This window comes from Oerskovia paurometabola, assembly GCF_016907365.1.
Lineage (GTDB): Bacteria > Actinomycetota > Actinomycetes > Actinomycetales > Cellulomonadaceae > Oerskovia > Oerskovia paurometabola.
In genome coordinates this window covers 3,896,423-3,916,680 of the sequence record NZ_JAFBBV010000001.1, presented here as the reverse complement: position 1 = coordinate 3,916,680, position 20,258 = coordinate 3,896,423, and the positions used below count along the sequence as shown (strand labels likewise).

The 20,258-nt window shown below is 72.8% G+C and carries 19 protein-coding genes and 1 pseudogene; 17 read left to right on the top strand and 3 right to left on the bottom strand.

What is annotated here, in order from left to right:
• The first annotated feature begins 19 nt into the window (after positions 1-19).
• From JOD48_RS17440 to JOD48_RS17415, 6 genes are all read left to right on the top strand, one after another.
• Complete coding sequence (locus tag JOD48_RS17440) at positions 20-1,303, top strand: methionine ABC transporter ATP-binding protein (RefSeq protein WP_372440781.1); 1,284 nt, start codon at positions 20-22, stop codon at positions 1,301-1,303.
• Complete coding sequence (locus tag JOD48_RS17435) at positions 1,300-1,962, top strand: methionine ABC transporter permease (RefSeq protein WP_191796336.1); 663 nt, start codon at positions 1,300-1,302, stop codon at positions 1,960-1,962. Before JOD48_RS17440 ends, JOD48_RS17435 begins: the two co-directional genes overlap by 4 nt.
• A gap of 79 nt (positions 1,963-2,041) precedes the next feature.
• On the top strand, positions 2,042-4,852 hold the full coding sequence (locus JOD48_RS17430; protein WP_204809917.1) for a DNA polymerase III subunit gamma and tau: 2,811 nt from the start codon (positions 2,042-2,044) through the stop codon (positions 4,850-4,852).
• 2 nt (positions 4,853-4,854) lie between these two features.
• Positions 4,855-5,256 carry a VOC family protein gene (locus JOD48_RS17425; RefSeq protein WP_204809916.1) on the top strand — a complete coding sequence of 134 codons (402 nt, stop codon included), beginning with the start codon at positions 4,855-4,857 and terminating at the stop codon, positions 5,254-5,256.
• A 77-nt stretch (positions 5,257-5,333) separates the two neighbouring features.
• A complete protein-coding gene (gene recR / locus JOD48_RS17420) occupies positions 5,334-5,933 on the top strand; it encodes a recombination mediator RecR (protein WP_138822666.1) in 600 nt (199 codons plus the stop codon).
• Complete coding sequence (locus JOD48_RS17415) at positions 5,926-6,501, top strand: DUF5063 domain-containing protein (protein WP_191789650.1); 576 nt, start codon at positions 5,926-5,928, stop codon at positions 6,499-6,501. The genes recR and JOD48_RS17415 overlap by 8 nt, the downstream gene beginning before the upstream one ends.
• A gap of 87 nt (positions 6,502-6,588) precedes the next feature.
• On the opposite strand, the gene JOD48_RS17410 is transcribed toward JOD48_RS17415, so the two are convergent.
• Both JOD48_RS17410 and JOD48_RS17405 read right to left on the bottom strand, forming a co-directional pair.
• Entirely contained in the window at positions 6,589-7,752 is a 1,164-nt protein-coding gene (locus tag JOD48_RS17410; RefSeq protein ID WP_204809915.1) for an ABC transporter permease, read from the bottom strand.
• A pseudogene (locus JOD48_RS17405) lies at positions 7,749-8,609 on the bottom strand (ABC transporter ATP-binding protein); the annotation flags it as partial. The pseudogene JOD48_RS17405 and the gene JOD48_RS17410, both read right to left, overlap by 4 nt.
• 441 nt (positions 8,610-9,050) lie before the next feature.
• Here JOD48_RS17405 and JOD48_RS17400 point away from each other — a divergent pair.
• From JOD48_RS17400 to JOD48_RS17355, 10 genes are all read left to right on the top strand, one after another.
• Complete coding sequence (locus JOD48_RS17400; RefSeq protein ID WP_191789764.1) at positions 9,051-9,848, top strand: TSUP family transporter; 798 nt, start codon at positions 9,051-9,053, stop codon at positions 9,846-9,848.
• Positions 9,845-10,579, top strand: a complete 735-nt coding sequence (locus JOD48_RS17395) for an HAD family hydrolase (protein WP_307824232.1) — start codon at positions 9,845-9,847, stop codon at positions 10,577-10,579. Before JOD48_RS17400 ends, JOD48_RS17395 begins: the two co-directional genes overlap by 4 nt.
• A gap of 38 nt (positions 10,580-10,617) precedes the next feature.
• On the top strand, positions 10,618-11,109 hold the full coding sequence (locus JOD48_RS17390) for a hypothetical protein (protein ID WP_204809913.1): 492 nt from the start codon (positions 10,618-10,620) through the stop codon (positions 11,107-11,109).
• A gap of 244 nt (positions 11,110-11,353) precedes the next feature.
• Positions 11,354-12,673, top strand: coding sequence for an aspartate kinase (locus JOD48_RS17385; protein ID WP_138822672.1), 1,320 nt, complete (start codon positions 11,354-11,356; stop codon positions 12,671-12,673).
• 14 nt (positions 12,674-12,687) lie between these two features.
• Positions 12,688-13,767: an aspartate-semialdehyde dehydrogenase gene (locus tag JOD48_RS17380; protein ID WP_204809912.1), complete on the top strand. Its 1,080-nt coding sequence runs from the start codon at positions 12,688-12,690 to the stop codon at positions 13,765-13,767.
• 274 nt (positions 13,768-14,041) lie between these two features.
• Positions 14,042-14,449 carry a GntR family transcriptional regulator gene (locus JOD48_RS17375; protein WP_204809911.1) on the top strand — a complete coding sequence of 136 codons (408 nt, stop codon included), beginning with the start codon at positions 14,042-14,044 and terminating at the stop codon, positions 14,447-14,449.
• Positions 14,446-15,351, top strand: coding sequence for an ATP-binding cassette domain-containing protein (locus JOD48_RS17370; RefSeq protein WP_204809910.1), 906 nt, complete (start codon positions 14,446-14,448; stop codon positions 15,349-15,351). The genes JOD48_RS17375 and JOD48_RS17370 overlap by 4 nt, the downstream gene beginning before the upstream one ends.
• Positions 15,348-16,145, top strand: coding sequence for a hypothetical protein (locus JOD48_RS17365; protein ID WP_204809909.1), 798 nt, complete (start codon positions 15,348-15,350; stop codon positions 16,143-16,145). Before JOD48_RS17370 ends, JOD48_RS17365 begins: the two co-directional genes overlap by 4 nt.
• Before the next feature lie 156 nt (positions 16,146-16,301).
• The gene (locus tag JOD48_RS17360; RefSeq protein ID WP_204809908.1) at positions 16,302-17,363 is read left to right on the top strand and encodes an ABC transporter ATP-binding protein; all 1,062 of its coding nucleotides are present in this window, start codon (positions 16,302-16,304) and stop codon (positions 17,361-17,363) included.
• A complete protein-coding gene (locus JOD48_RS17355; protein ID WP_204809907.1) occupies positions 17,360-18,199 on the top strand; it encodes an ABC transporter permease in 840 nt (279 codons plus the stop codon). Before JOD48_RS17360 ends, JOD48_RS17355 begins: the two co-directional genes overlap by 4 nt.
• A gap of 7 nt (positions 18,200-18,206) precedes the next feature.
• Here the strand turns inward: JOD48_RS17355 and JOD48_RS17350 are convergent, their stop codons facing one another.
• Complete coding sequence (locus JOD48_RS17350) at positions 18,207-18,704, bottom strand: NUDIX hydrolase (protein WP_191789640.1); 498 nt, start codon at positions 18,702-18,704, stop codon at positions 18,207-18,209.
• A 395-nt stretch (positions 18,705-19,099) separates the two neighbouring features.
• Between JOD48_RS17350 and JOD48_RS17345 the strand changes: the two genes are divergently transcribed.
• Positions 19,100-20,200 carry a 3-deoxy-7-phosphoheptulonate synthase gene (locus JOD48_RS17345; RefSeq protein WP_204810663.1) on the top strand — a complete coding sequence of 367 codons (1,101 nt, stop codon included), beginning with the start codon at positions 19,100-19,102 and terminating at the stop codon, positions 20,198-20,200.
• The last annotated feature ends 58 nt before the right edge of the window (positions 20,201-20,258 follow it).

Here is a 20,258-nt window from a genome sequence, read left to right as displayed (position 1 = left end):
CCGCACGAGAGGTTCCTCCGTGAGCACCACCTCGGACACGATGGTCCGATTCCGCGACGTGACGAAGGTCTTCGGGACCGGCCCGTCCGCCGTGGCGGCCGTCGACGGCGTCACCCTGGACATCCGGGCAGGTGAGATCTTCGGCGTCATCGGCTACTCGGGCGCGGGCAAGAGCACGCTCGTCCGGCTCATCAACGCGCTCGAGCCCGTCACCACCGGGAGCGTCGTCGTCGACGGGGACGAGGTGAGCGCACTCTCCGAGCGCGAGCTGCGGCCCGTGCGCGCGAGCATCGGCATGATCTTCCAGCAGTTCAACCTGCTGTCCTCACGGACCGTCGCCGGGAACGTGGCCTACGCGCTCAAGGTCGCGGGCTGGGACAAGCCGCGCCGTGAGGCCCGCGTCGCCGAGCTCCTCGAGTTCGTGGGGCTCTCCGACAAGGCCAAGGCCTACCCGTCGCAGCTCTCGGGCGGGCAGAAGCAGCGCGTCGGGATCGCCCGTGCGCTCGCCACGTCGCCCAAGCTCCTGCTCGCCGACGAGGCGACGAGCGCCCTGGACCCCGAGACGACGCGCGACGTGCTCGCGCTCCTGCGCCGCGTCAACGCCGAGCTCGGTGTGACGATCGTCGTCATCACGCACGAGATGGACGTCGTGCGCTCGACCTGCCACCGGGTCGCGGTCATGGAGCACGGCAAGGTCGTCGAGGTCGGCGAGGTCTACGACGTGTTCTCCTCGCCGCAGGCCACCGCGACCAAGAAGTTCGTCGGGACGGCCCTGCGCGACCGGCCCGGCCCCGACGCCCTCGAACGCCTGCGCCGTCGGCACCCCGGACGGCTCGTGACCGTCGGGGTCCACGAGGACGGGACCTCGGGCGCGAGCCTGACCCGGCTCCTGCGCGAGCACGGGCTCGACGGCTCCGTGGTGTTCGGTGGGATCTCCGAGATCGGGGAGCGGCCCTTCGGCTCGCTCACGCTCGAGCTCGCAGGGGACGACGCGACCATCGCGAGCTTCCTCACCGAGCTGTCCGCGACCACCGACGTCGTGGACCTCGGGACCGCCGCCGACCCCCGCGACGACCCGCGCGTCGTGGCCGGGGCGAGCGACGAGTCGGGCGAGGCCGACGACGCGACCGGGGCTCCGCCGTCGGGCCGGGTCGACGAACCCGACCCGCGCGACGCGTGGCAGAGCGAGAGATGGCCCGGGACGGGCAGCACCGGCACCTCGGGACTCGGTCGCCCCGGCACGCAGGGCACCCAGCCCGGTGACTTCGGCACCGAGCCCGGCACGTTCGGAGGCAAGCGATGAACCGCGACTGGTCCACCCTGTGGCCGATCCTGCTGTCCTCGCTGGGCGAGACGCTCTACATGGTCTCGATAGCGCTCCTCGCGGGCGGCCTCGGCGGCCTGGTCCTGGGGCTCGCGCTCTACTGCACGCGCAAGGGCAACCTGCTGGCGAACAGCGTGGTGTTCAACGTCCTCAACGTGCTCGTCAACATCGTCCGACCCATCCCGTTCATCATCTTCCTGACGATGATCTACCCCGTGACGCTCGCGGTCGTCGGGACGACGATCGGCACCGAGGCGTTCATCCTGCCGCTGTCCGTCATGACCGCGTTCGGGACCTCGCGCATCGTCGAGCAGAACCTCGTGAGCATCGACCCGGGCGTGGTCGAGGCCGCGCGCGCCATGGGCGCCTCGCCCTGGCGGATCATCCGGACGGTCCTCATCCCCGAGGCGCTCGCGCCGCTCATCCTGGGCTACACGTTCATCTTCGTGGCCGTGATCGACATGTCCGCGATGGCCGGGTACATCGGCGGCGGCGGCCTGGGCGACTTCGCGATCCGGTACGGGTACCAGCGGTACAACTGGGCCGTCACGGCCGTGACGGTCGTGGTCATCATCGTGATCGTGCAGGTCGTCCAGTTCTTCGGCAACTGGCTCGCGCGCAAGGTCCTGCGGCGCTGAGGCGCGGCCGACGGCCCCGGGCAGCGCGGCCGTCGGCCCGCTGTGCGCGCTGTCAGCCACGCCGTCTAGAGTTGCCGGGGTGAGCACCGCCCTGTACCGCCGCTACCGGCCAGAGACCTTCGCCGAGGTCATCGGGCAGGACCACGTCACCGGACCACTGCGGCAGGCGCTGCGCAGCGGACGAGTGAACCACGCCTACCTCTTCTCCGGCCCTCGCGGCTGCGGCAAGACGACCTCGGCGCGCATCCTCGCGCGCACCCTGAACTGCGCACGCAACACCGAGGAGACGCCCATCGACACCCCCTGCGGGGAGTGCTCGTCGTGCGTCGAGCTCGCGCGCGGCGGATCCGGCAGCCTCGACGTCATCGAGATCGACGCGGCCTCGCACAACGGTGTCGACGACGCCCGCGAGCTGCGCGAGCGCGCGACCTTCGCGCCCGCCCGCGACCGGTACAAGATCTTCATCCTCGACGAGGCCCACATGGTCACGCCGCAGGGCTTCAACGCGCTCCTCAAGCTCGTCGAGGAGCCCCCGCCGCACGTGAAGTTCATCTTCGCGACGACCGAGCCGGACAAGGTCATCGGGACCATCCGCTCGCGCACGCACCACTACCCGTTCCGCCTCGTCCCTCCGGACGTCCTGGGTCCCTACCTCGAGCAGCTCTGCGCCGCGGAGGGCGTGACCATCGGCACCGGCGTCGTGCCGCTCGTCGTGCGCTCGGGCGGCGGCTCGGTGCGTGACTCGCTGTCCGTCATGGACCAGCTCATCGCGGGCGCCGAGGCCGGGAGCGTCGACTACGAGCGCGCCGTGGACCTGCTGGGTTTCACGCACGCCTCGCTGCTCGACGACGTCGTGGAGGCCCTCGCGGCCCGCGACGGCGCGAGCATCTTCCGGGTCGTCGAGCAGATCATCACCACGGGCCACGAGCCTCGCCGCTTCGTCGAGGACCTCCTCGAACGCCTGCGCGACCTCATCGTCATCTCCGTCTCGGGCGGCGCTGCGGACGCCGTGCTGCGCGACGTCCCGTCCGACCAGCTCGACCGCATGAAGACCCAGGCGCAGAACCTCGGCGCGGCCGAGCTCTCGCGCGCGGCGGACCTCGTCAACGCGGCGCTCACCGAGATGAGCGGCGCCACGTCGCCCCGCCTGCACCTCGAGCTCCTGTGCGCGCGCCTCCTGCTCCCCGGCGTGGACGACGGCGCCGCGGGGCTCGCGGCGCGCATCGACCGGCTGGAGCGAGGCGGCCTCGGCGTCGCGGGCATCGCGCCCGTCGCGGCCGCGCCGCGCCCGGGAGGACCCGAGGGCCTCGTCGCCCCCGCGCCGCGTGGCCCGCGGGTCGAGGACGACGCACCCGCAGCCCCCGTGAGCGGGCTCAGCGGGGCTGCTGCCGCCCGGGCGGCGCTCCAGGCCCGCAAGGCAGGGGAGGGGCCGGCTCCTGCGGCCGCCGAGCCGCAGGCCGCTGCGCTCACGAGCGACGTCGCCTCCGCGGGCGAGACCTCGGGCGCCGCGGGCGAGAGCGAGGGCTGGCCCGTCGTCGTGCCGGTCGGCACGGGCGAGCCCGCGACGAGCGAGGTGGCGACGGACGCACCCGTCGGGACGCCGGTCGTCGCCTCCCCGGTCGAGGGTGGTGCTGCCGCGTCCGTCGTGCCGGACGACGACGCCGCCCCTGCCGCGCACCTCGGTTCGGTGACGGCTCCCGAGGCCGCGCGGGTCGAGCCGGCTCCCGCACCTGCTGCGGCCACCCAGGCGCCCGTCGCGCCGGTGGCCGTGGTCCAGCCCCCGGCCGCCCCGGCGCCCGCGTCGAGCGATGTCGACGCACTCAGCACCGACGTCCTGCGTCGACGCTGGCCCGAGGTCCTCCAGACCCTGAGCTCGAGCCGCGTCACGTGGTCGCTCGTGAGCGGCAACGCGCAGGTCGGGGAGCTCACGCCGGACACCCTGTACCTCGCGTTCCAGACGCCGGCGCTCGCGCGGACCTTCTCCACGTCCCGGCACACGGGGGCCGTCCAGGAGGCCGTCTACCAGACCCTCGGCTTCCAGGTCCGGGTCGAGGCCCGCCTCGACGAGGGCGGCGGCTCGGCCCCGAGCGCTCCCGTCCCGGACGCGCCGCCCGCGCCGCGCCGGGACGAGCCGTCCGACGACGGCGCACCGGGCGCCCCTGCTGGTCCGGCCGCGGGAGGCCCAGCGCCGACCGCACCGCCGACCGCACCGCCGAGCGGCCCCGGCGGTTCCGGACCTGAGGCCGTCGTGCCGGTCGGCGAGCCCGTCGGCGTGGTCTCGGCACCCGGGGGACCTGGGATGCAGTCGGCCTCGTCAGCCCCGAACGGTCCGGGTACTGTCCGGCCCTCGGGCCCCGGTGCGCAGGGAACGGCCCCCGTGCAGCAGGGCGGCGTCGCGCTCCAGGAGCGCCCGGCAGCCCGGCCCGCCTCCGCTCCCCGCACCGCGCCGGAGGCCGAGCCGGTCGTCAACGCGGCCGACGAGGCCTGGCTCGCGGGTCTGCCCGTGACCGAGCCCCCCGTCGACTACGACGAGGGCCACGAACCGCCGCCCGCGGACCAGGGGCGAGCGGCGTCGTCGGGCAGCAGGCCTGCTCCCCGTCCCACCGCGCCTTCCCATGCCTCCGCGCCGTCGGCGCCCAGCGCCCCGACGCCCGCCGTCCCCACCGGGCCCGCGCCCGGCGTGCGCGAGTCGCGCCGTCAGACCCTCGAACGGCAGGCCGCCGAGCAGAGGGCCCGACAGTCGTCGGCGCGCGTCGCGGTCTCGATGGACGACGACTCGCCGTCCGACGACGACCCGGACCTCGCGTCGTCGGGCCTGGTCGGCGCGCCGCTCGTGGCTCAGCTGCTGGGCGGCGTCGTGATCGACGAGACCATCGACACCGGGCTCTGACCGTGAGCCCGCGCGGCGAGCTCCACCACGTCGAGCTGTGGGTCGAGGACCTCGACACCGCGGAGAGCTCGTGGGCGTGGCTGCTCGACGAGCTCGGCTACACGCGCTTCCAGACGTGGGCCTCGGGCCAGAGCTGGCTGCGCGGGGCGACGTACATCGTGCTCGAGGCGAGCCCCGCCGTCCGCGCCGAGAAGCACGACCGCCTGCGCCCCGGCCTCAACCACCTGGCGTTCTCGGGCGGTCGCCCGAGCGAGGTGGACGACCTGGCGGCGCGCGCGGCCGAGCACGGGTGGAGCTTGATGTTCGCGGACGCCCACCCCTACGCGGGCGGCCCCCAGCACTACGCGGCCTACCTCGAGAACGCCGACGGCTTCGAGGTGGAGATCGTCGCGGCGGACGACTGACACGACGCCTGACACACGGCCCGCGACGCCTGCGCGCGGCGGACTTCGGAGTCGGTGGCGCCACGTAGGCTGGGGGAGTGTATGAAGGCGCGGTCCAGGACCTGATCGACGAGCTCGGCCGACTCCCCGGAGTCGGCCCCAAGAGTGCCCAACGCATCGCGTTCCACCTCCTCGCGGCCGACGCCGCGGACGTGCGGCGGCTCGCCGACGCGCTCACCGAGGTCAAGCTGCGCGTGCGGTTCTGCGAGATCTGCGGCAACGTCGCGGAGTCGGAGCAGTGCCGCATCTGCCGTGACCCCCGACGCTCCGCAGAGGTGATCTGCGTCGTCGAGGAGCCCAAGGACGTCGTCGCGATCGAGCGCACGCGCGAGTTCCGCGGCAAGTACCACGTGCTCGGTGGGGCCATCAACCCCATCGACAACGTCGGCCCCGACGACCTGCGCATCCGCGAGCTCCTGACCCGGCTGGCCGACGGCGCGGTCCAGGAGGTCATCCTCGCGATGGACCCCAACGTCGAGGGCGAGGCCACGGCCACCTACCTCACGCGCATGCTCTCGCCCATGGGGTTGCGCGTGTCCCGCCTGGCGTCCGGGCTGCCGGTGGGTGGAGACTTGGAGTACGCCGACGAGGTGACGCTCGGGCGGGCGTTCGAGGGACGGAGGGTCGTCAGTGGTTGAGACCGAAGAGGCCGTGGGGTCGGACCTGAGGTCCGTCGCCGCCTCGGTGTCCGCGCAGGCGCGCACCTTCCTCACGACGACCGCCGAGGTCGCCTCGGGCGCCGCCCCGGAGGCCGCGATCCCGCTGCTGCTCCTGGCCACGTCGGACCTGCTGGCGGTCGGCGCACGGCTCGGCGCCATGATGGACGTCGTCCCGGACCAGCGCTTCGAGCCCGACGCCGGGCCCGAGACCGACCTCGACCCGTTGCGCGAAGGCCTGGCCCGGCTACTCGACGGCCTCGACGACTACCCGGAGATCGAGGACCCCGTGCTGGGCGCGGTCGTCGGGCAGGCGTCGGTGTCCGGGGACATCGCGTGCATCGCCGAGGCCCTGGCCAAGGGGCTCCAGCACTACGACTCGGGCCAGGAGCTCGAGGCCCTGTGGTGGTGGCAGTTCTCCTACCTGTCGTTGTGGGGCGAGCGGGCCGCGAGCGCGCTGCGCGTCCTGCAGCTCGTGCTCGCGCACCTGCGGCTCGACGTCGAGGACGACGTCGCCGCCGAGGCGGAGTACGACGCGCTGCACGCCTGATCCACGACCGCCCGCGTCAGCGGCGCAGTCTGAGAGACGCCGGACGGGCGCGACCACGCGGTCGCGCCCGTCCTGGTACGAGTCCGCTCAGGCCACGCGCGTACCGCGCGGCAGCTTCGCGGTCGGGATGCGCAGGCGCCGCACGGCCAGGACCACGCCGCCCGCGCCGAGGAGCAGGTTCGCGCCCAGCCCCCACGGCCAGACGGGGGAGTCGTCCGCCTCCGGGGCGTCGACCGGCGACTCGTAGTCGGCGCCGTTGCCGTAGCACCAGTCCTGGACGGGGGAGGGCCCGGTCCGGGCGGCGCGCACACCTGCTCGGATCAGCGACAGCGGGTCGGACGTCGAGAAGTACGCCTCGTCGCTGTCCGCGTACGTGGGTTGCGGCGCGGCGTCCGCGACGATGACGAACGGGTTCACCGCGAGGAGCCACCAGGTGAGCTCGGTGTGGCTCTGCGTGAGCTCGCGCGCCTGCCACTCGCACTCGGGGGCCGTCCCGTACTCCCCGTCGTAGTCGTCAGGGACGCTCCAGACCTGGGCCTCGCTCTCGTACGTCACCAGGGGGACCGTGAGCCCGAACGCGATGAGGCTGACCACCGTGAGCCCCGCGACGGTCAGGTAGGTCAGGACCGCGGAGCCCGACGTCTTGGTCGTGAGCGCCGAGAACCCGAGCCCGATCGCGCACACGACCGCGAGGAGCACCGCGAGCAGCAGGACCGTCGTGACCAGCGACAGGAACGAGACCCCGCCCGCGACGAGCGCCCACGCGATGAACGGGATGCTCACGACGAGGAACGCGAGCGCCGCGCTCCACGCCGCGACGAGCTTCCCGACGACGATCTCCGCCGCGGTCAGCAGCGTCACCTGGAGAGTCGCGAGGGTCCCGGCGTTCCGGTCGCCGTTGATCGCGGAGGCGCTGAGCGTCGGGGCCACGAGCAGGCCGAGGAAGAGGACGAAGAAGACCACGGCGCCGAAGATGATCGGGCCGTACTGCACGTCGGAGCCGTTGTCGTATCCCGTCGTGAAGGAGAGGGCACCCGACGTCAGGAGCGTGATGCCGCCGACGACCACGAACCACACGACGAGCGCGATCTTCCACCGGGTCGAGCGCACGCGCTGACGCAGCTCGAGGGTTGCGACGGTCCTGACGCCGTGCCACGACAGCGACCAGTCGCCGCGCTTGTCCGGCGTGCTCGCGCTGCCCGTCGGGGCCGTCCCGGTCGGCTGGGGGGAGAGGAACTGCTGGGTGCTCATCGACGCTCCTCCTCGAGGGCGAGGTAGGCCTGTTCGAGGATGCCCCCGGCGGGGGCGCTCGCGACGACGGGGACCCCGGCGACGACCGCGTCGCGCAGGAGCGCTGCGGCCGAGGCGTCGCTGTCCAGGTCGACCAGCGCGGCGCCGTCGGGCTCGGTGCCGAACACGACCCCCGCCCCGGTGAGCCAGGTGTGCAGCGCGACCGGGTCGAGCGCGCGCACGCGCCACGTGCGCCGCGTCGTCGCGGCCTCGCCCACCGTCTCCGACGCGACGGTACGCCCGCGCGAGAGGAAGACGGCGTCGTCGGCCATCTCGTCGAGCTCGGTCAGCACGTGGCTCGAGATGAGGACGGTCTTGCCACGGGCCGCGAGCTCGCGCACGAGGATGCGCAGGTCGACGCGCGAGCGCGGGTCGAGGCCGCTCGCGGGCTCGTCGAGCAGCAGGACGTCCGGGTCGTGGACCAGCGCGCGAGCCAGGCCCAGGCGCTGCTTCTGCCCGCGCGACAGGACGCTCGCGGGGCGGTCGGCGTACTCCTGGAGGTGCACCAGGGCCAGCAGCTCGGCCGCGCGCGCGGCTCCCACCGCGGCAGGGAGCCGGTAGGCGGCGGCGAACGTCGTGAGGACCTCGCGGGCCGTCAAGGAGTCCCAGGTGCCGAACGCGTCGGGCATCCACCCGGTGCGGGCGCGCGCCGCGAAGCTCTGCGTGACCGGGTCGAAGCCCGCGACGCGCACCGTGCCCGCGTCGGGGGTGAGGAGGCCCGCGAGGACGAGCAGGAGCGTCGTCTTGCCCGAGCCGTTGGGCCCCACCAGCGCCGTGACCCGGCCGGGGCGCGCCACGAGGTCCACACCGTCGACCGCGTGCACGGTCCCGAAGGCGCGCCGCACGCCCTGGGCGACGATCCCGCCGGGGACGGCGACGCCGTCGGGCGCGTGGTCCGGGCCGGGTGCCGCGGGCGCCTCGGGTGCCACGGGCACCTCCGGCCCGACGGCGTCGCTCCCCGACGGTGCGGTGGCGTCCGGGGCGGGTCGTGGTGCGGGAGGCGTCGCGGGCGGGTCGGCCTGTCCGGGTGGTCGGTGCTCTGCTGGATCCCCCTGGGGAGCCCCTGTGCTCGTCATGGCGCCGAGCGTAGCGGTGCACGCGCCGGCGCGGTGCAGCCAGGCCGGGTGACGTCCGGGCGGCTCGTGCGCCTCCTGAGTGACCTGTCCGCCGTCGTGCAAGACTTCCGTGTGACCTGGGACCTCGCCGCGACGCTTCCTCTCGTGGCGCACGCGCCTCTCGCTGCTGGCGACGGGATCGTGCTGCCCGGCTCGGGCGGGCTCGAGCTCGACCTCCTGACGATCGCTCTGCTGGTCCTCGCAGGCCTGACCGCGGGCTGGATCGACGCCGTGGTCGGTGGGGGAGGGCTCGTCCAGCTCCCTGCGCTGCTGCTCGTCCCCGGTATCAGCCCGGTCCAGGCCCTCGCGACGAACAAGCTCGCGAGCATCATGGGCACGTCCGTGAGCGCGACGACGTACTACCGGCGCGTGGGGCCGGACCTTCGGACCGCGGGCCCCATGGCGCTCGCGGCGCTCGTGGGGGCGGTGGGCGGTGCGGCGCTCGCGTCGAAGATCCCCGCCGAGCTGTTCAAGCCCATCATCCTGGTGGTCCTGATCGCCGTGGCGGCGTACACGATCGCCAGGCCGAAGCTCGGCCACACGACGAACCTGCGCTGGGAGGGCAACGGCCACCGGTGGGCCGCCGCGGGGATCGGGCTCGCGATCGGGTTCTACGACGGGCTGCTGGGCCCCGGGACGGGGACGTTCTTCGTGATCTCGCTCGTCAGCATCCTGGGGTACGCGTTCCTGCCCGCCTCGGCGCTCGCGAAGATCGCGAACTTCGCGACCAACGCCGGGGCGCTCATCTTCTTCGTCCCCTACGGCGCGGTGCTGTGGGGTCTGGGGCTCGCGATCGGGGCCGCGAACCTGCTCGGCGCGTACATCGGGGCGCGCATGGCCGTGGCCAAGGGCAGCGGGTTCGTGCGGGTCGTGTTCGTGGTCGTGGTGGGGGTGCTCATCTGCAAGCTGGGGTACGACGTCGTCACGAGCCTGGGGGAGTGACCGTGCGCGAGGAGGGGGTGCCGGGCGTGGCGGCGGTCGTCCTCGATCTCGACGGGACGCTCCTCGACCACGACGGGTCCGCGCGGGCGGCGCTCGCGGCCTGGCTGCCGAGCCTCGGCGTCGAGGCGACCGACGAGCTGGTCGCGGCGTGGTTCGCGGCCGAGGAGAGACATTTCTCCGCCTGGCGCTCGCGCGAGATCACCTTCGCGGAGCAGCGTCGGCGGCGCCTGCGCGACGTCCTGCCGCTCGCGGGCCTCGACCTGGACGTCGACCTGGGGAGCGAGGCCGAGCTCGACGAGGTCTTCGCCGGGTACGCCGCGCACTACGAGGCGTCGTGGACCGCGTACGACGACGTGGAGCCGATGCTCGCGGTGCTCCAGGACCTGCCCGTGCGGCTGGCCGTCCTGACGAACGGGACCGACGAGCAGCAGCACGCCAAGCTCGGCGCCGTGGGACTCGTGGGTCGCCTGGGGCCCGTGTTCACGGCCGAAGTGCTGGGCGTCGCCAAGCCGGACCCGCAGAGCTACCTGCTGGTCTGCGCCGCGCTGGGGGTCGATCCGCGCGACGTGCTGCACGTCGGGGACCGGTACGACCTCGACGTCGTCGCCGCTCGGGCTGCAGGGCTCCGGGCCGTGCACCTGGACCGCACCGGACAGGGGCCGTTCGAGGAGCCCGCGCGCATCACGTCGCTGGCCGGGCTGACCGAGCTGGTCTTGCGGGGAGGGGCGTGACGGCGCCGGAGGGCACCGGTCGCCCGGGGCCGAGACGGGTGGTCCGGTCCGAGACGGGTGGCTACGCACCTGACGGCGAGACCCGTCTCGTGCGCGAGCACCCGTCTCGCGGGCGGTCGCAGGTACGGCAGCCTGGTGCGACGAACCGTGACGGCGACCTCGTGCACGACCTGCGCGCGCGGCCCCGTTCGCGGGGGCCGGGGTGGGGGCAGTGGCGTCCTCTCGTCGGGGTGCTCGTCGCTGTCGTGGGGTACGTCCTGGTGGCGATCCCCGCTCTCATCGCCTACGACGTCGGGGTCGAGGGTTTCGGGTGCGACCCGAGCCCGCACGCCGAGGCCGACTTCGGGTGCTTCGGCGAACCGCGACCCGCCTCGGGGTTCTTCGCCTTCTTCACCGTGCTCGTCACCGTGCCTGCCGCGCTCGGTATCCTCGTCGCCCGGCCCCGCCGGCGGGGTCTCGTGCTCCTGGTCCTCGCATGCGTGGCGCTCGGGCTCTACACCTACCTGGTGCTGACCAACCCGCACACCTGACCGGCTGACCGGCTGCCCGCCCGCCGCCGAGAACGGGATGGAGGCCGCCAACGGCCCGGAAACGGCCCGAACCCCGTTCTCGGCACCCGCCGAGCACGGCGTCGGCGCTGGTCAGCGGTCGACCCCGGCCGCATCCTGAGCCCCCTCCCGGCGACCCCGGGCCCCGGGCTATCATCGACCGACTCGTAAAGCACCCGGCGGGCCGTTGAGAGAGACGGAGGCCGGCGACGTAACGGAGCAGCAAGTGGCACTTGTCGTGCAGAAATATGGTGGCTCGTCGGTAGCTGATGCGGAGAGCATCAAGCGGGTGGCGAAGCGCATCGCAGAGACCAAGCGGGCCGGACATGACGTGGTCGTCGTGGTCTCGGCCATGGGTGACACGACGGACGAGCTCATCGATCTCGCCCAGCAGGTCACCCCCCTCCCTCCCCAGCGCGAGATGGACATCCTGCTCACGGCAGGCGAGCGCATCTCGATGTCGCTGCTGGCGATGGCGATCAACAACCTCGGTGTGAAGGCGAAGTCGTTCACGGGCCAGCAGGCCGGCGTGATCACGGACGCCGTGCACGGCAAGGCGCACATCGTCGACGTCGTCCCGCACCGCATCCGCGAGACCGTCGAGAAGGGCTCGGTCGCGATCGTCGCCGGGTTCCAGGGCGTCACGCAGAGCACCAACGACGTCACGACGCTCGGCCGCGGCGGCTCGGACACCACGGCCGTGGCGCTCGCGGCGGGCCTGAGCGCCGACGTGTGCGAGATCTACACCGACGTCGACGGCGTGTTCACCGCGGACCCGCGCATCGTGCCGACGGCCCGCAAGATCGACCACATCTCCTACGAGGAGATGCTCGACATGGCGGCGAGCGGGGCCAAGGTCCTGGTGCTGCGCTGCGTCGAGTACGCGCGCCGCTACGGCGTGCCCATCCACGTCCGTTCGTCGTTCTCGACCAAGGCCGGGACGATCGTGTCGAACGACGCGCGCTCCGTGCCGAACGTCCCCCAGCAGGCTCCCGGCTCCCCGGCCGGCAACGAGGCAGAGGTCATCATGGAAGCTCCGATCATCTCCGGCGTCGCGCACGACCGCAGCGAGGCCAAGATCACCGTCGTCGGCGTCCCGGACGTGCCGGGCACGGCCGCACGCATCTTCGAGGTCGTGGCCGGTGCGGGCGCGAACATCGACATGATCGTCCAGAACGTCTCGGTCGCGGCCACGGGCCTGACGGACATCTCGTTCACGCTGCCCATGGACGACGGCGCCCTCGCGACCACGGCCCTGGACGCCGTGCGCGAGGAGATCGGCTTCGCGTCGCTCCAGTACGACGACCAGATCGGCAAGGTCTCGCTCATCGGGGCGGGCATGAAGTCGAGCCCGGGCGTCTCGGCGCAGCTCTTCGGTGCGCTGCGCGACGCGGGCATCAACATCGAGATGATCTCGACGTCGGAGATCCGTATCTCGGTCGTGACCCGCGCCGACAGCCTCGACGACGCGGTGCGGGCCATCCACACCGCGTTCGAGCTGGACGGCGAGAGCGAAGCAGTCGTCTACGCCGGCACCGGCCGTTGAGCGAGGAGAGAACCATGAGCAACCAGAACTCTGCAGGCCTCGTCGTCGGCGTCGTCGGGGCGACCGGTCAGGTCGGCGCCGTCATGCGTCGTCTGCTCGAGGAGCGCGACTTCCCGGTCGCGCAGATCCGCTACTTCGCGTCGGCGCGCTCCGCGGGCAGCACGCTGCCGTGGAAGGGCGAGGACGTCGTCGTGGAGGACGCGGCCACGGCCGACGTCTCGGGCCTCGACATCGCCCTGTTCTCCGCGGGCGGCGCGACCTCGAAGGCGCAGGCCGAGCGGTACGCCGCTGCGGGCGTCGTCGTGATCGACAACTCGTCCGCGTGGCGCATGGACCCGGACGTCCCGCTGGTCGTCTCGGAGGTCAACCCGGAGGCCATCCACGAGGCGCGCAAGGGCATCATCGCGAACCCGAACTGCACCACCATGGCGGCGATGCCGGTCCTCAAGCCGCTCGCGGACGAGGCCGGTCTGGAGCGCCTGATCGTGGCGACGTACCAGGCGGTCTCGGGTGCGGGGCTGGCCGGTGCGGCCGAGCTGCGCGACCAGGCGGTCGCCGGGGCAGAGCAGGACCTCACGGGTCTGGTGCACTCGGGCAGCGCGGTCTCGTTCCCCGCGCCGGACAAGTTCCCGCGCAACATCGCGTTCAACGTGGTGCCGCTCGCCGGTTCGATCGTGGACGACGGCGAGGAGGAGACCGACGAGGAGAAGAAGCTCCGCAACGAGTCGCGCAAGATCCTCGGCCTCCCGGACCTGCTGGTCGCGGGCACGTGCGTGCGCGTCCCGGTGTTCACGGGTCACTCGCTCGCGATCCACGCCGAGTTCGGGCAGGCCATCTCGCCGGACCGTGCGCGCGAGCTGCTCGCGGCGGCTCCGGGGGTCGCGCTCTCGGACGTCCCGAACCCGCTCGAGGCCGCAGGCGCCGACCCGTCGTTCGTGGGCCGCATCCGTACCGACCAGAGCGTGCCGGGCGGTCGCGGCCTGGTGCTGTTCGTGTCGAACGACAACCTCCGCAAGGGTGCCGCGCTCAACGCGGTGCAGGTCGCGGAGCTGGTCGCGGCGGACCTCGCGAGCAAGGCGTCGACCCCGGTGTGACCCGGCTGTCAGAACCAGCGTGACCCCGAGGTCGCGCTGGTTCTGACACGGACGACGCATCGCAGTGCCCGACGGCGCCCCTCACCTTCTGGTGGGCGGGCGCCGTCGTGCTGTGTGCCGTCCCCGAGAAGTGAGCTGTGGCCCCTGATCCGACGGGATCAGGGGCCACAGCTCACTTCTCGGCGAGGAAGACCCTTGCGCGCAGGCAGGGTTCTGTGGTTCATTACTCATGTAATGAACCACAGAACGTGCGATCGACGAGAGGATGGGCCCCATGTTCGACGGACCTGAACCCATCTACCTGCAGATCGCCCAGCAGATCCGCGCCCAGATCCTGAGCGGCGACCTCGCCGAGGAGGAGCAGGTCATGTCCACGACCCAGTACGCCACGACCTTCCGCATCAACCCCGCGACCGCCGCCAAGGCCTTCGCCGGGCTGGTCGACGAGGGAGTCCTCTACAAGCGGCGCGGGGTCGGCATGTTCGTCGCGACCGGAGCCCGCGAGAAGCTGCTCGCCGAGCACCGCGACCGCTACTTCGCCGAGGTCCTGCGCCCCGCCCTGGTCCAGGCCGACCTGCTGGGCATCACCCCCGCCGAGATCGTGGACCACGTCCTCGGTCGTGGCGCCGCGAGCTCCGCGGGCCCCGCCCCCACGCACCCCCCGACGGGAGAGACCTCATGACCGCCCCCACCCGCCCCGAGCCGTTCGGCGTCGAGCTGCGGGACGTGACCCTGAGCTTCGGCAAGGACGAGAAGCACCCTGCGCTCGACGGCCTGAGCCTCCAGGTCCGCCCTGGCACCATCACGGGCCTGCTCGGCCGCAACGGAGCGGGCAAGACCACCGCCCTCTCGCTGATCGCGGCCATGCGCCGCCCCGACGCCGGGACCGTGCTGGTCGACGGCGAGGACCCGTTCGAGAACGCCTGGGCCATGGCCGGCACCCAGCTCGTCCGCGAGAGCGGCGACACCATCGCCGCGACCAAGGTCAAGGACACCCTGGGGTACTACGCGGAGCTGCGCGAGCACTGGGACGCCGACCTCGCGACCGGCCTGGTCGACCTGTTCGAGATCGACCTGCGCAAGCCTCCCGAGAGCCTCTCGCGCGGCAAGCGCTCGGCGCTCGGCGCGGCCATCGGGCTCGCGTCGCGGGCACCGCTGACGATCTTCGACGAGGTGTACCTCGGGATGGACGCGCCCAGCCGGTACGCGTTCTACGACGCGCTCGTCGAGGACTACACCGAGCACCCGCGCACGATCGTCCTGTCGAGCCACCTGATCGACGAGGTCGAGCGGATCTTCGAGGACGTCGTGATCGTGGACAAGGGGCGTGTGCTCCTCGCGGAGAGCGTCGAGTCGGTCCGCGGCAGGGGAGTGAGCCTCACGGGGGCGGCTGCCGTGGTCGAGCAGTTCGTCGACGGTCGACGTGTCCTGGCCCGCCAGCGCCTGGGCGGCACCGCCCAGGTCACGCTCTTCGGCACGCTCGACGACGCCGAGCGCACCGCGGCGACCGAGGCGGGCCTCGAGCTCGGCGCGGTGCCCCTGCAGGACCTGTTCGTGCACCTGACCCGGGAGGAGCGGTCATGACCGAGAACCTGGCGGGCCCCACGGCCCTCACCGACCGCGAGGCACAGCGTGCCACGGTGCGTCGCGCGGCCGAGACGAGGTCGCTGCGTACCTCGGCGTGGTCGATGTGCGCCGGGACGTGGCAGATCGGCGTGTGGTTCTGGGCGATCGTGCTGATCATCGCGGGCATCATCGGCTACGTCGAGGTGCGCACCGACATCCTCGACGGCAGCGTGATCGACGGCGTCGTGAGCGGGTCGGCGAAGTTCTTCCTGTTCGTCATGGGCATCATCACGCCCCTCGCCATGATCGCGATGCACGTCGCGGCGGGAGGCACCCGGCGGTCGTTCATCCGTTCGGCCTGGTTCACGGCGGTCTTCCTCGGGCTCACGTTCGCGGTCGTGGCGGCGGTGCTCGGCTACGTGGAGTGGCTCGTCTTCCGGGCGCAGGGCTGGTCGCCCGAGCTCGACCGGGCCCAGCTCTACGTCGACGGCGGGCAGGTCGGCACGGCGTTCCTGGTGCAGCTCTTCTTCTGCAGCGTGTACTGGCTCGTGGGCGCCTCGGTCGGCATGGGCTACTACGCCTTCGGCGTGTGGCGCGGAACGTTCGCCATCGTGCCGTTCCTGGTCCCCCTGGTCCTCGTCGAGCTCGCGTTCCAGAGCGGGTACTTCGGCAAGCCGTTCGCGCAGGCGGTCGGTCTGGCCGACGCCCAGGTGCTCACCGCGGTGGCGGGCGGCCTCCTGAGCCTCGCCGCAGCGGCGTTCGCGTTCCACCTGGTCACGAGGTCGGTGGCCATCGCTCCCGTCACGACCTGACGGTCCTGACGGCACTGGCGTCCCCGACGCCTTAGCGCGGCGCGCCCCCTCCCCGGGGCCGGCGCACCCACCACGAACGTCCATCCCGTCCAGCGGACGGCGCCCGGTCCACCGGTTCGCCGCCCGGCGGACGAGCACACCCTCGAGGAGGTCACCATGACCACCGCACATCCTGCCCCGTCCGTCCCCCCGTCGTCGTCGGCCGTGCCGTCGCTCTCGGCACGCACCGTGCCCGACGGCGCCGCACCGGCCATCGAGGTCGTCGCCCTGCGCAAGGCGTACGGGAGCACCGTCGCCGTGCGCGACGTGAGCTTCGCCGTCGGGCCGGGGGAGATCTTCGGCATCCTCGGCCCCAACGGGGCCGGCAAGACGACCACGGTCGAGTGCCTCGCCGGGCTCCGGCAGGCCGATGCCGGGACCGTCCGGATCCTGGGCCGGGACCCGCAGTCGGACCCGGCCTCGGTGCGCGAGCTCCTGGGCGTCCAGCTCCAGGAGGCCGAGCTCAACGAGCGCATGACCGTGGCCGAGGCGCTGCGGCTCTACGCCTCGTTCTACGAGGACCCGGCCGACACGGCCGAGCTCATGGACCTGCTGGACCTCGCCCCGCACCGCGACCAGCAGTTCGCGAAGCTCTCGGGCGGGCAGAAGCAGCGGCTCTCGATCGCGCTCGCGCTCGTCGGGAACCCGCAGGTCGCGATCCTCGACGAGCTGACCACCGGGCTCGACCCGCAGGCCCGCCGAGCGACGTGGGAGCTCGTCGAACGCGTGCGGGACCGGGGCGTGACGATCCTGCTCGTGACGCACTTCATGGACGAGGCCGAGCGCCTGTGCGACCGCCTCGTCATCATCGACCAGGGCGTCGTCGTCGCGGCGGGGTCCCCGGCCGAGCTCATCGAGTCGGTCGACTCCTCGCGCGTCCTGCGGCTACGGGTCGAGCCCCACGAGGAGCCCGGCGTGCTCGAGGTCCTCGACGACCTCGCGGACGTCCGGGCCGTGGCACGAGCGGGCCGCGAGATCGAGGTGACGGGGACGCGGAGGGTGCTGCCCGCCGTCGTGCTGGCCCTCGCGGAGCGCGACGTGGTGCCCGACGTCCGGACCATGACCAGATCGCTCGAGGACGTGTTCGTGCACGTCACGGGCAGGACGTACGACCACACGGGGGAGAGTGCCGCCGCATCGACCGGCGACCGGTCCGACACCGAAGGAGCAGCGCGATGACCACGCAGACGGCACGGACGACGACACGGGGTGCCCGGCGCACGCCCGGCCCCCGACGCCGCAGGATCGCCGGCACCGGCTGGCACGGCCTGCGGACGCTGACCCTGACCGAGGCCCGCCTGCTGCTCCGCGACCCGGGCACGGTCTTCTTCGCGCTCTTCTTCCCGACGGTCCTGCTCGTGGGCGTGGGCTTCGCGTTCCCCGGCATGCGGGACGTCATCACCGACGCGCCGCCGCCGTGGGAGGGGCTGACGGCGGTCGCGGTCTACGTGCCCGTGGCGCTCGCGACCGCGGTCGCGACGGTCGCGCTCACGACCCTGCCCGTGTACTTCGCGACGTTCCGCGAGAAGGGCGTGCTGCGCCGGCTCTCGACGACCCCCATGAAGCCGCAGGGGCTCATCGGGGCACACCTGTTCATCAACCTGGTGATGGTCTGCGTCGCGGCGCTGCTCGCGGTGGTCGTGGGGAGCCAGGTGTTCGACCTCGCGGGCCCCACGAACCTCACGATCGTCCTGGCGAGCTTCCTGCTGGGGATCCTGTCGATGTTCTCGATCGGGATGCTCATCGCGTCGCGTGCCGGGAAGGCGAGCACGGCGTCGGCGGTCGGGATGACGCTGTACTTCCCGATGCTGTTCCTCGCGGGCATGTGGACGCCCGGGCCGGTCATGCCCGAGGTCGTGCGGACCATCGCCGGGTACACGCCGCTCGGCGCGGCGACGCAGGCCATGACGACGGGCTGGTTCGGGACCGGCGTCCCGGTGTCGCAGCTCGTGGTCATGGTGGTGTGGACCGTGGTGCTGCTGCCGCTCGCGGCGAGGCTGTTCCGCTGGTCGTGAGGACGGGCTACCGGACGAAGTGCGGGCCCGCGCTCGGGTCCGCGAGGTAGCCCAGCGTGTGGCCGAGGCGCTCGCTCGTCGACGCGGCCAGGTCGGCCGGCAGGTCGTCGGGCGCGAACCACGCGACGGCGAGCGACTCGTCGTCCGCGACGTGGGCCGCGGCCGCCGCGGCGGGGGAGACCGGTCGGCACAGGAAGCACAGGTCGAGGTACTGCGACCGGTCGCCGTTCGGGTACTCGACGGGCGGCGTCACGGTGACCCCTGTCAGGGCGTCGACGTAGACCGCGACGCCGGTCTCCTCCAGGACCTCGCGGGCGAGGCCCACGGCCGGGTCCTCGCCCGGTTCGAGGATGCCGCTGACGACCGCCCACTGTCCGGTGTCGGCGCGCCGGCCCAGGAGGAGGCGGCCCGCGTCGTCGATCACGACGCCCGACACCCCCGGCATCCACAGGAGGTCGGTCCCGACGCGGGACCGGAGAGCGGCGACGAACTCGGGGATCGGCATGAGGTCGAGCCTAGACCTGCGGTCCCGGGGCGTGTCAGACGTCGACCGCCCGGGGAGTGAGACAACCCGCTGGTGCCCCGAAACCCCTGTGCTACGGTCGTCGCGTGAACACGGTTCGTTGGTATCGGCGCTTTACGCTGGCTCCTGGAGGGGCCGAGCGGGCGTTCGCCTGACCAACCTTCCCCCCGGAGCCAGCACAGGGCCTTGGACGCAGACCGCGTCCGGGCCCTTCGTCATTCAGACGGGCCGACTCCGGACACAGAGCAGGCCGCGCGGCTCCGTCTGAGTCACCTTCAGATCAGGAGCCCCGCATGACCGCCACGACCTCGACCGCCGTCTCGCCGGACGAACGTCACCACGAGACGACCACGTCGCCCGCCGGTGCAGGTGACACCATGGAACGCGTGACCTCCCACCCCGAGTACGAGCTGCAGGCGCCCACGAGCGACCTGCGCATCCGCGCCCTCGACCCGCTGCCCGCTCCCGTCGACATGCTCGCCGAGCTTCCCCTCGGCACGGCCCGCGGCGACCTGGTCACCCAGTCGCGCCGCGAGATCCGGGACGTCCTGGCGGGGGAGGACGACCGACTGCTGGTCATCGTCGGCCCGTGCTCGGTCCACGACCCCGAGGCCGCGCTCGACTACGCGCACCGCCTCGCGGCCGTCGCGAAGGACCTGTCCGAGGACCTCGCGATCGTCATGCGCGTGTACTTCGAGAAGCCGCGCACGACGGTCGGCTGGAAGGGGCTCATCAACGACCCCGACCTCGACGGGTCCCACGACGTCAACCGTGGCCTGCACCTGGCGCGCGAGGTCCTGCTCGGCGTCCTCGACGCGGGCGTCCCCGCGGCGACCGAGTTCCTCGAGCCGACGAGCCCGCAGTACATCGCCGACACCGTGTCGTGGGGTGCGATCGGCGCGCGCAACGTCGAGAGCCAGGTGCACCGCCAGCTCGCGTCGGGCCTGTCGATGCCGGTCGGCTTCAAGAACGCGACCGACGGCGACATCCAGATCGCGGTCGACGGCTGCATCACCGCGGCGAGCGAGCACACCTTCTTCGGCACGGACGGTGCGGGCCGGGCGGCCGCGGTGGAGACCGCGGGCAACCCGGACTGCCACATCATCCTGCGCGGCGGCCGCAGCGGCCCCAACTACAGCCCCGACGACGTCGCGTCCGCCCTGCGCGTCGCCGCGTCCTCGGGCCTGGGCGGGGCCGTCGAGCACGGCCTGGTCATCGACGCGAGCCACGGCAACTCGGGCAAGGACCACGTGCGCCAGGCCGAGGTCGTGCGCGAGGTCGCGGCCAGGATCGCCGAGGGCGAGGCCGGCATCACGGGTCTCATGATGGAGAGCTTCCTCGTGGCGGGGGCGCAGGCGCCCGCTCCGAGCGGGCTCGTGTACGGGCAGTCCGTGACGGACAAGTGCATCGACTGGGACACGACGGCCGAGCTGCTCGGCGAGCTCGCCGAGTCGGTGCGGGCGCGCCGGGCGCTCTGAGCCCCCTCGCTCCAGGACGGCGGCCGCTCTCCCACGGGGAGGACGGCCGTCGTCGTCC

Bases quoted from the DNA above. Each gene is read 5' to 3' on its own strand.
- JOD48_RS17435 (WP_191796336.1), top strand. From the start codon at position 1,300: ATGAACCGCGACTGGTCCACCCTGTGGCCGATCCTGCTGTCCTCGCTG.
- JOD48_RS17410 (WP_204809915.1), bottom strand. From the start codon at position 7,752: ATGAGCACCCAGCAGTTCCTCTCCCCCCAGCCGACCGGGACGGCCCCG.
- JOD48_RS17380 (WP_204809912.1), top strand. From the start codon at position 12,688: ATGAGCAACCAGAACTCTGCAGGCCTCGTCGTCGGCGTCGTCGGGGCG.
- JOD48_RS17375 (WP_204809911.1), top strand. From the start codon at position 14,042: ATGTTCGACGGACCTGAACCCATCTACCTGCAGATCGCCCAGCAGATC.
- JOD48_RS17370 (WP_204809910.1), top strand. From the start codon at position 14,446: ATGACCGCCCCCACCCGCCCCGAGCCGTTCGGCGTCGAGCTGCGGGAC.
- JOD48_RS17365 (WP_204809909.1), top strand. From the start codon at position 15,348: ATGACCGAGAACCTGGCGGGCCCCACGGCCCTCACCGACCGCGAGGCA.
- JOD48_RS17360 (WP_204809908.1), top strand. From the start codon at position 16,302: ATGACCACCGCACATCCTGCCCCGTCCGTCCCCCCGTCGTCGTCGGCC.
- JOD48_RS17355 (WP_204809907.1), top strand. From the start codon at position 17,360: ATGACCACGCAGACGGCACGGACGACGACACGGGGTGCCCGGCGCACG.
- JOD48_RS17350 (WP_191789640.1), bottom strand. From the start codon at position 18,704: ATGCCGATCCCCGAGTTCGTCGCCGCTCTCCGGTCCCGCGTCGGGACC.
- JOD48_RS17345 (WP_204810663.1), top strand. From the start codon at position 19,100: ATGGAACGCGTGACCTCCCACCCCGAGTACGAGCTGCAGGCGCCCACG.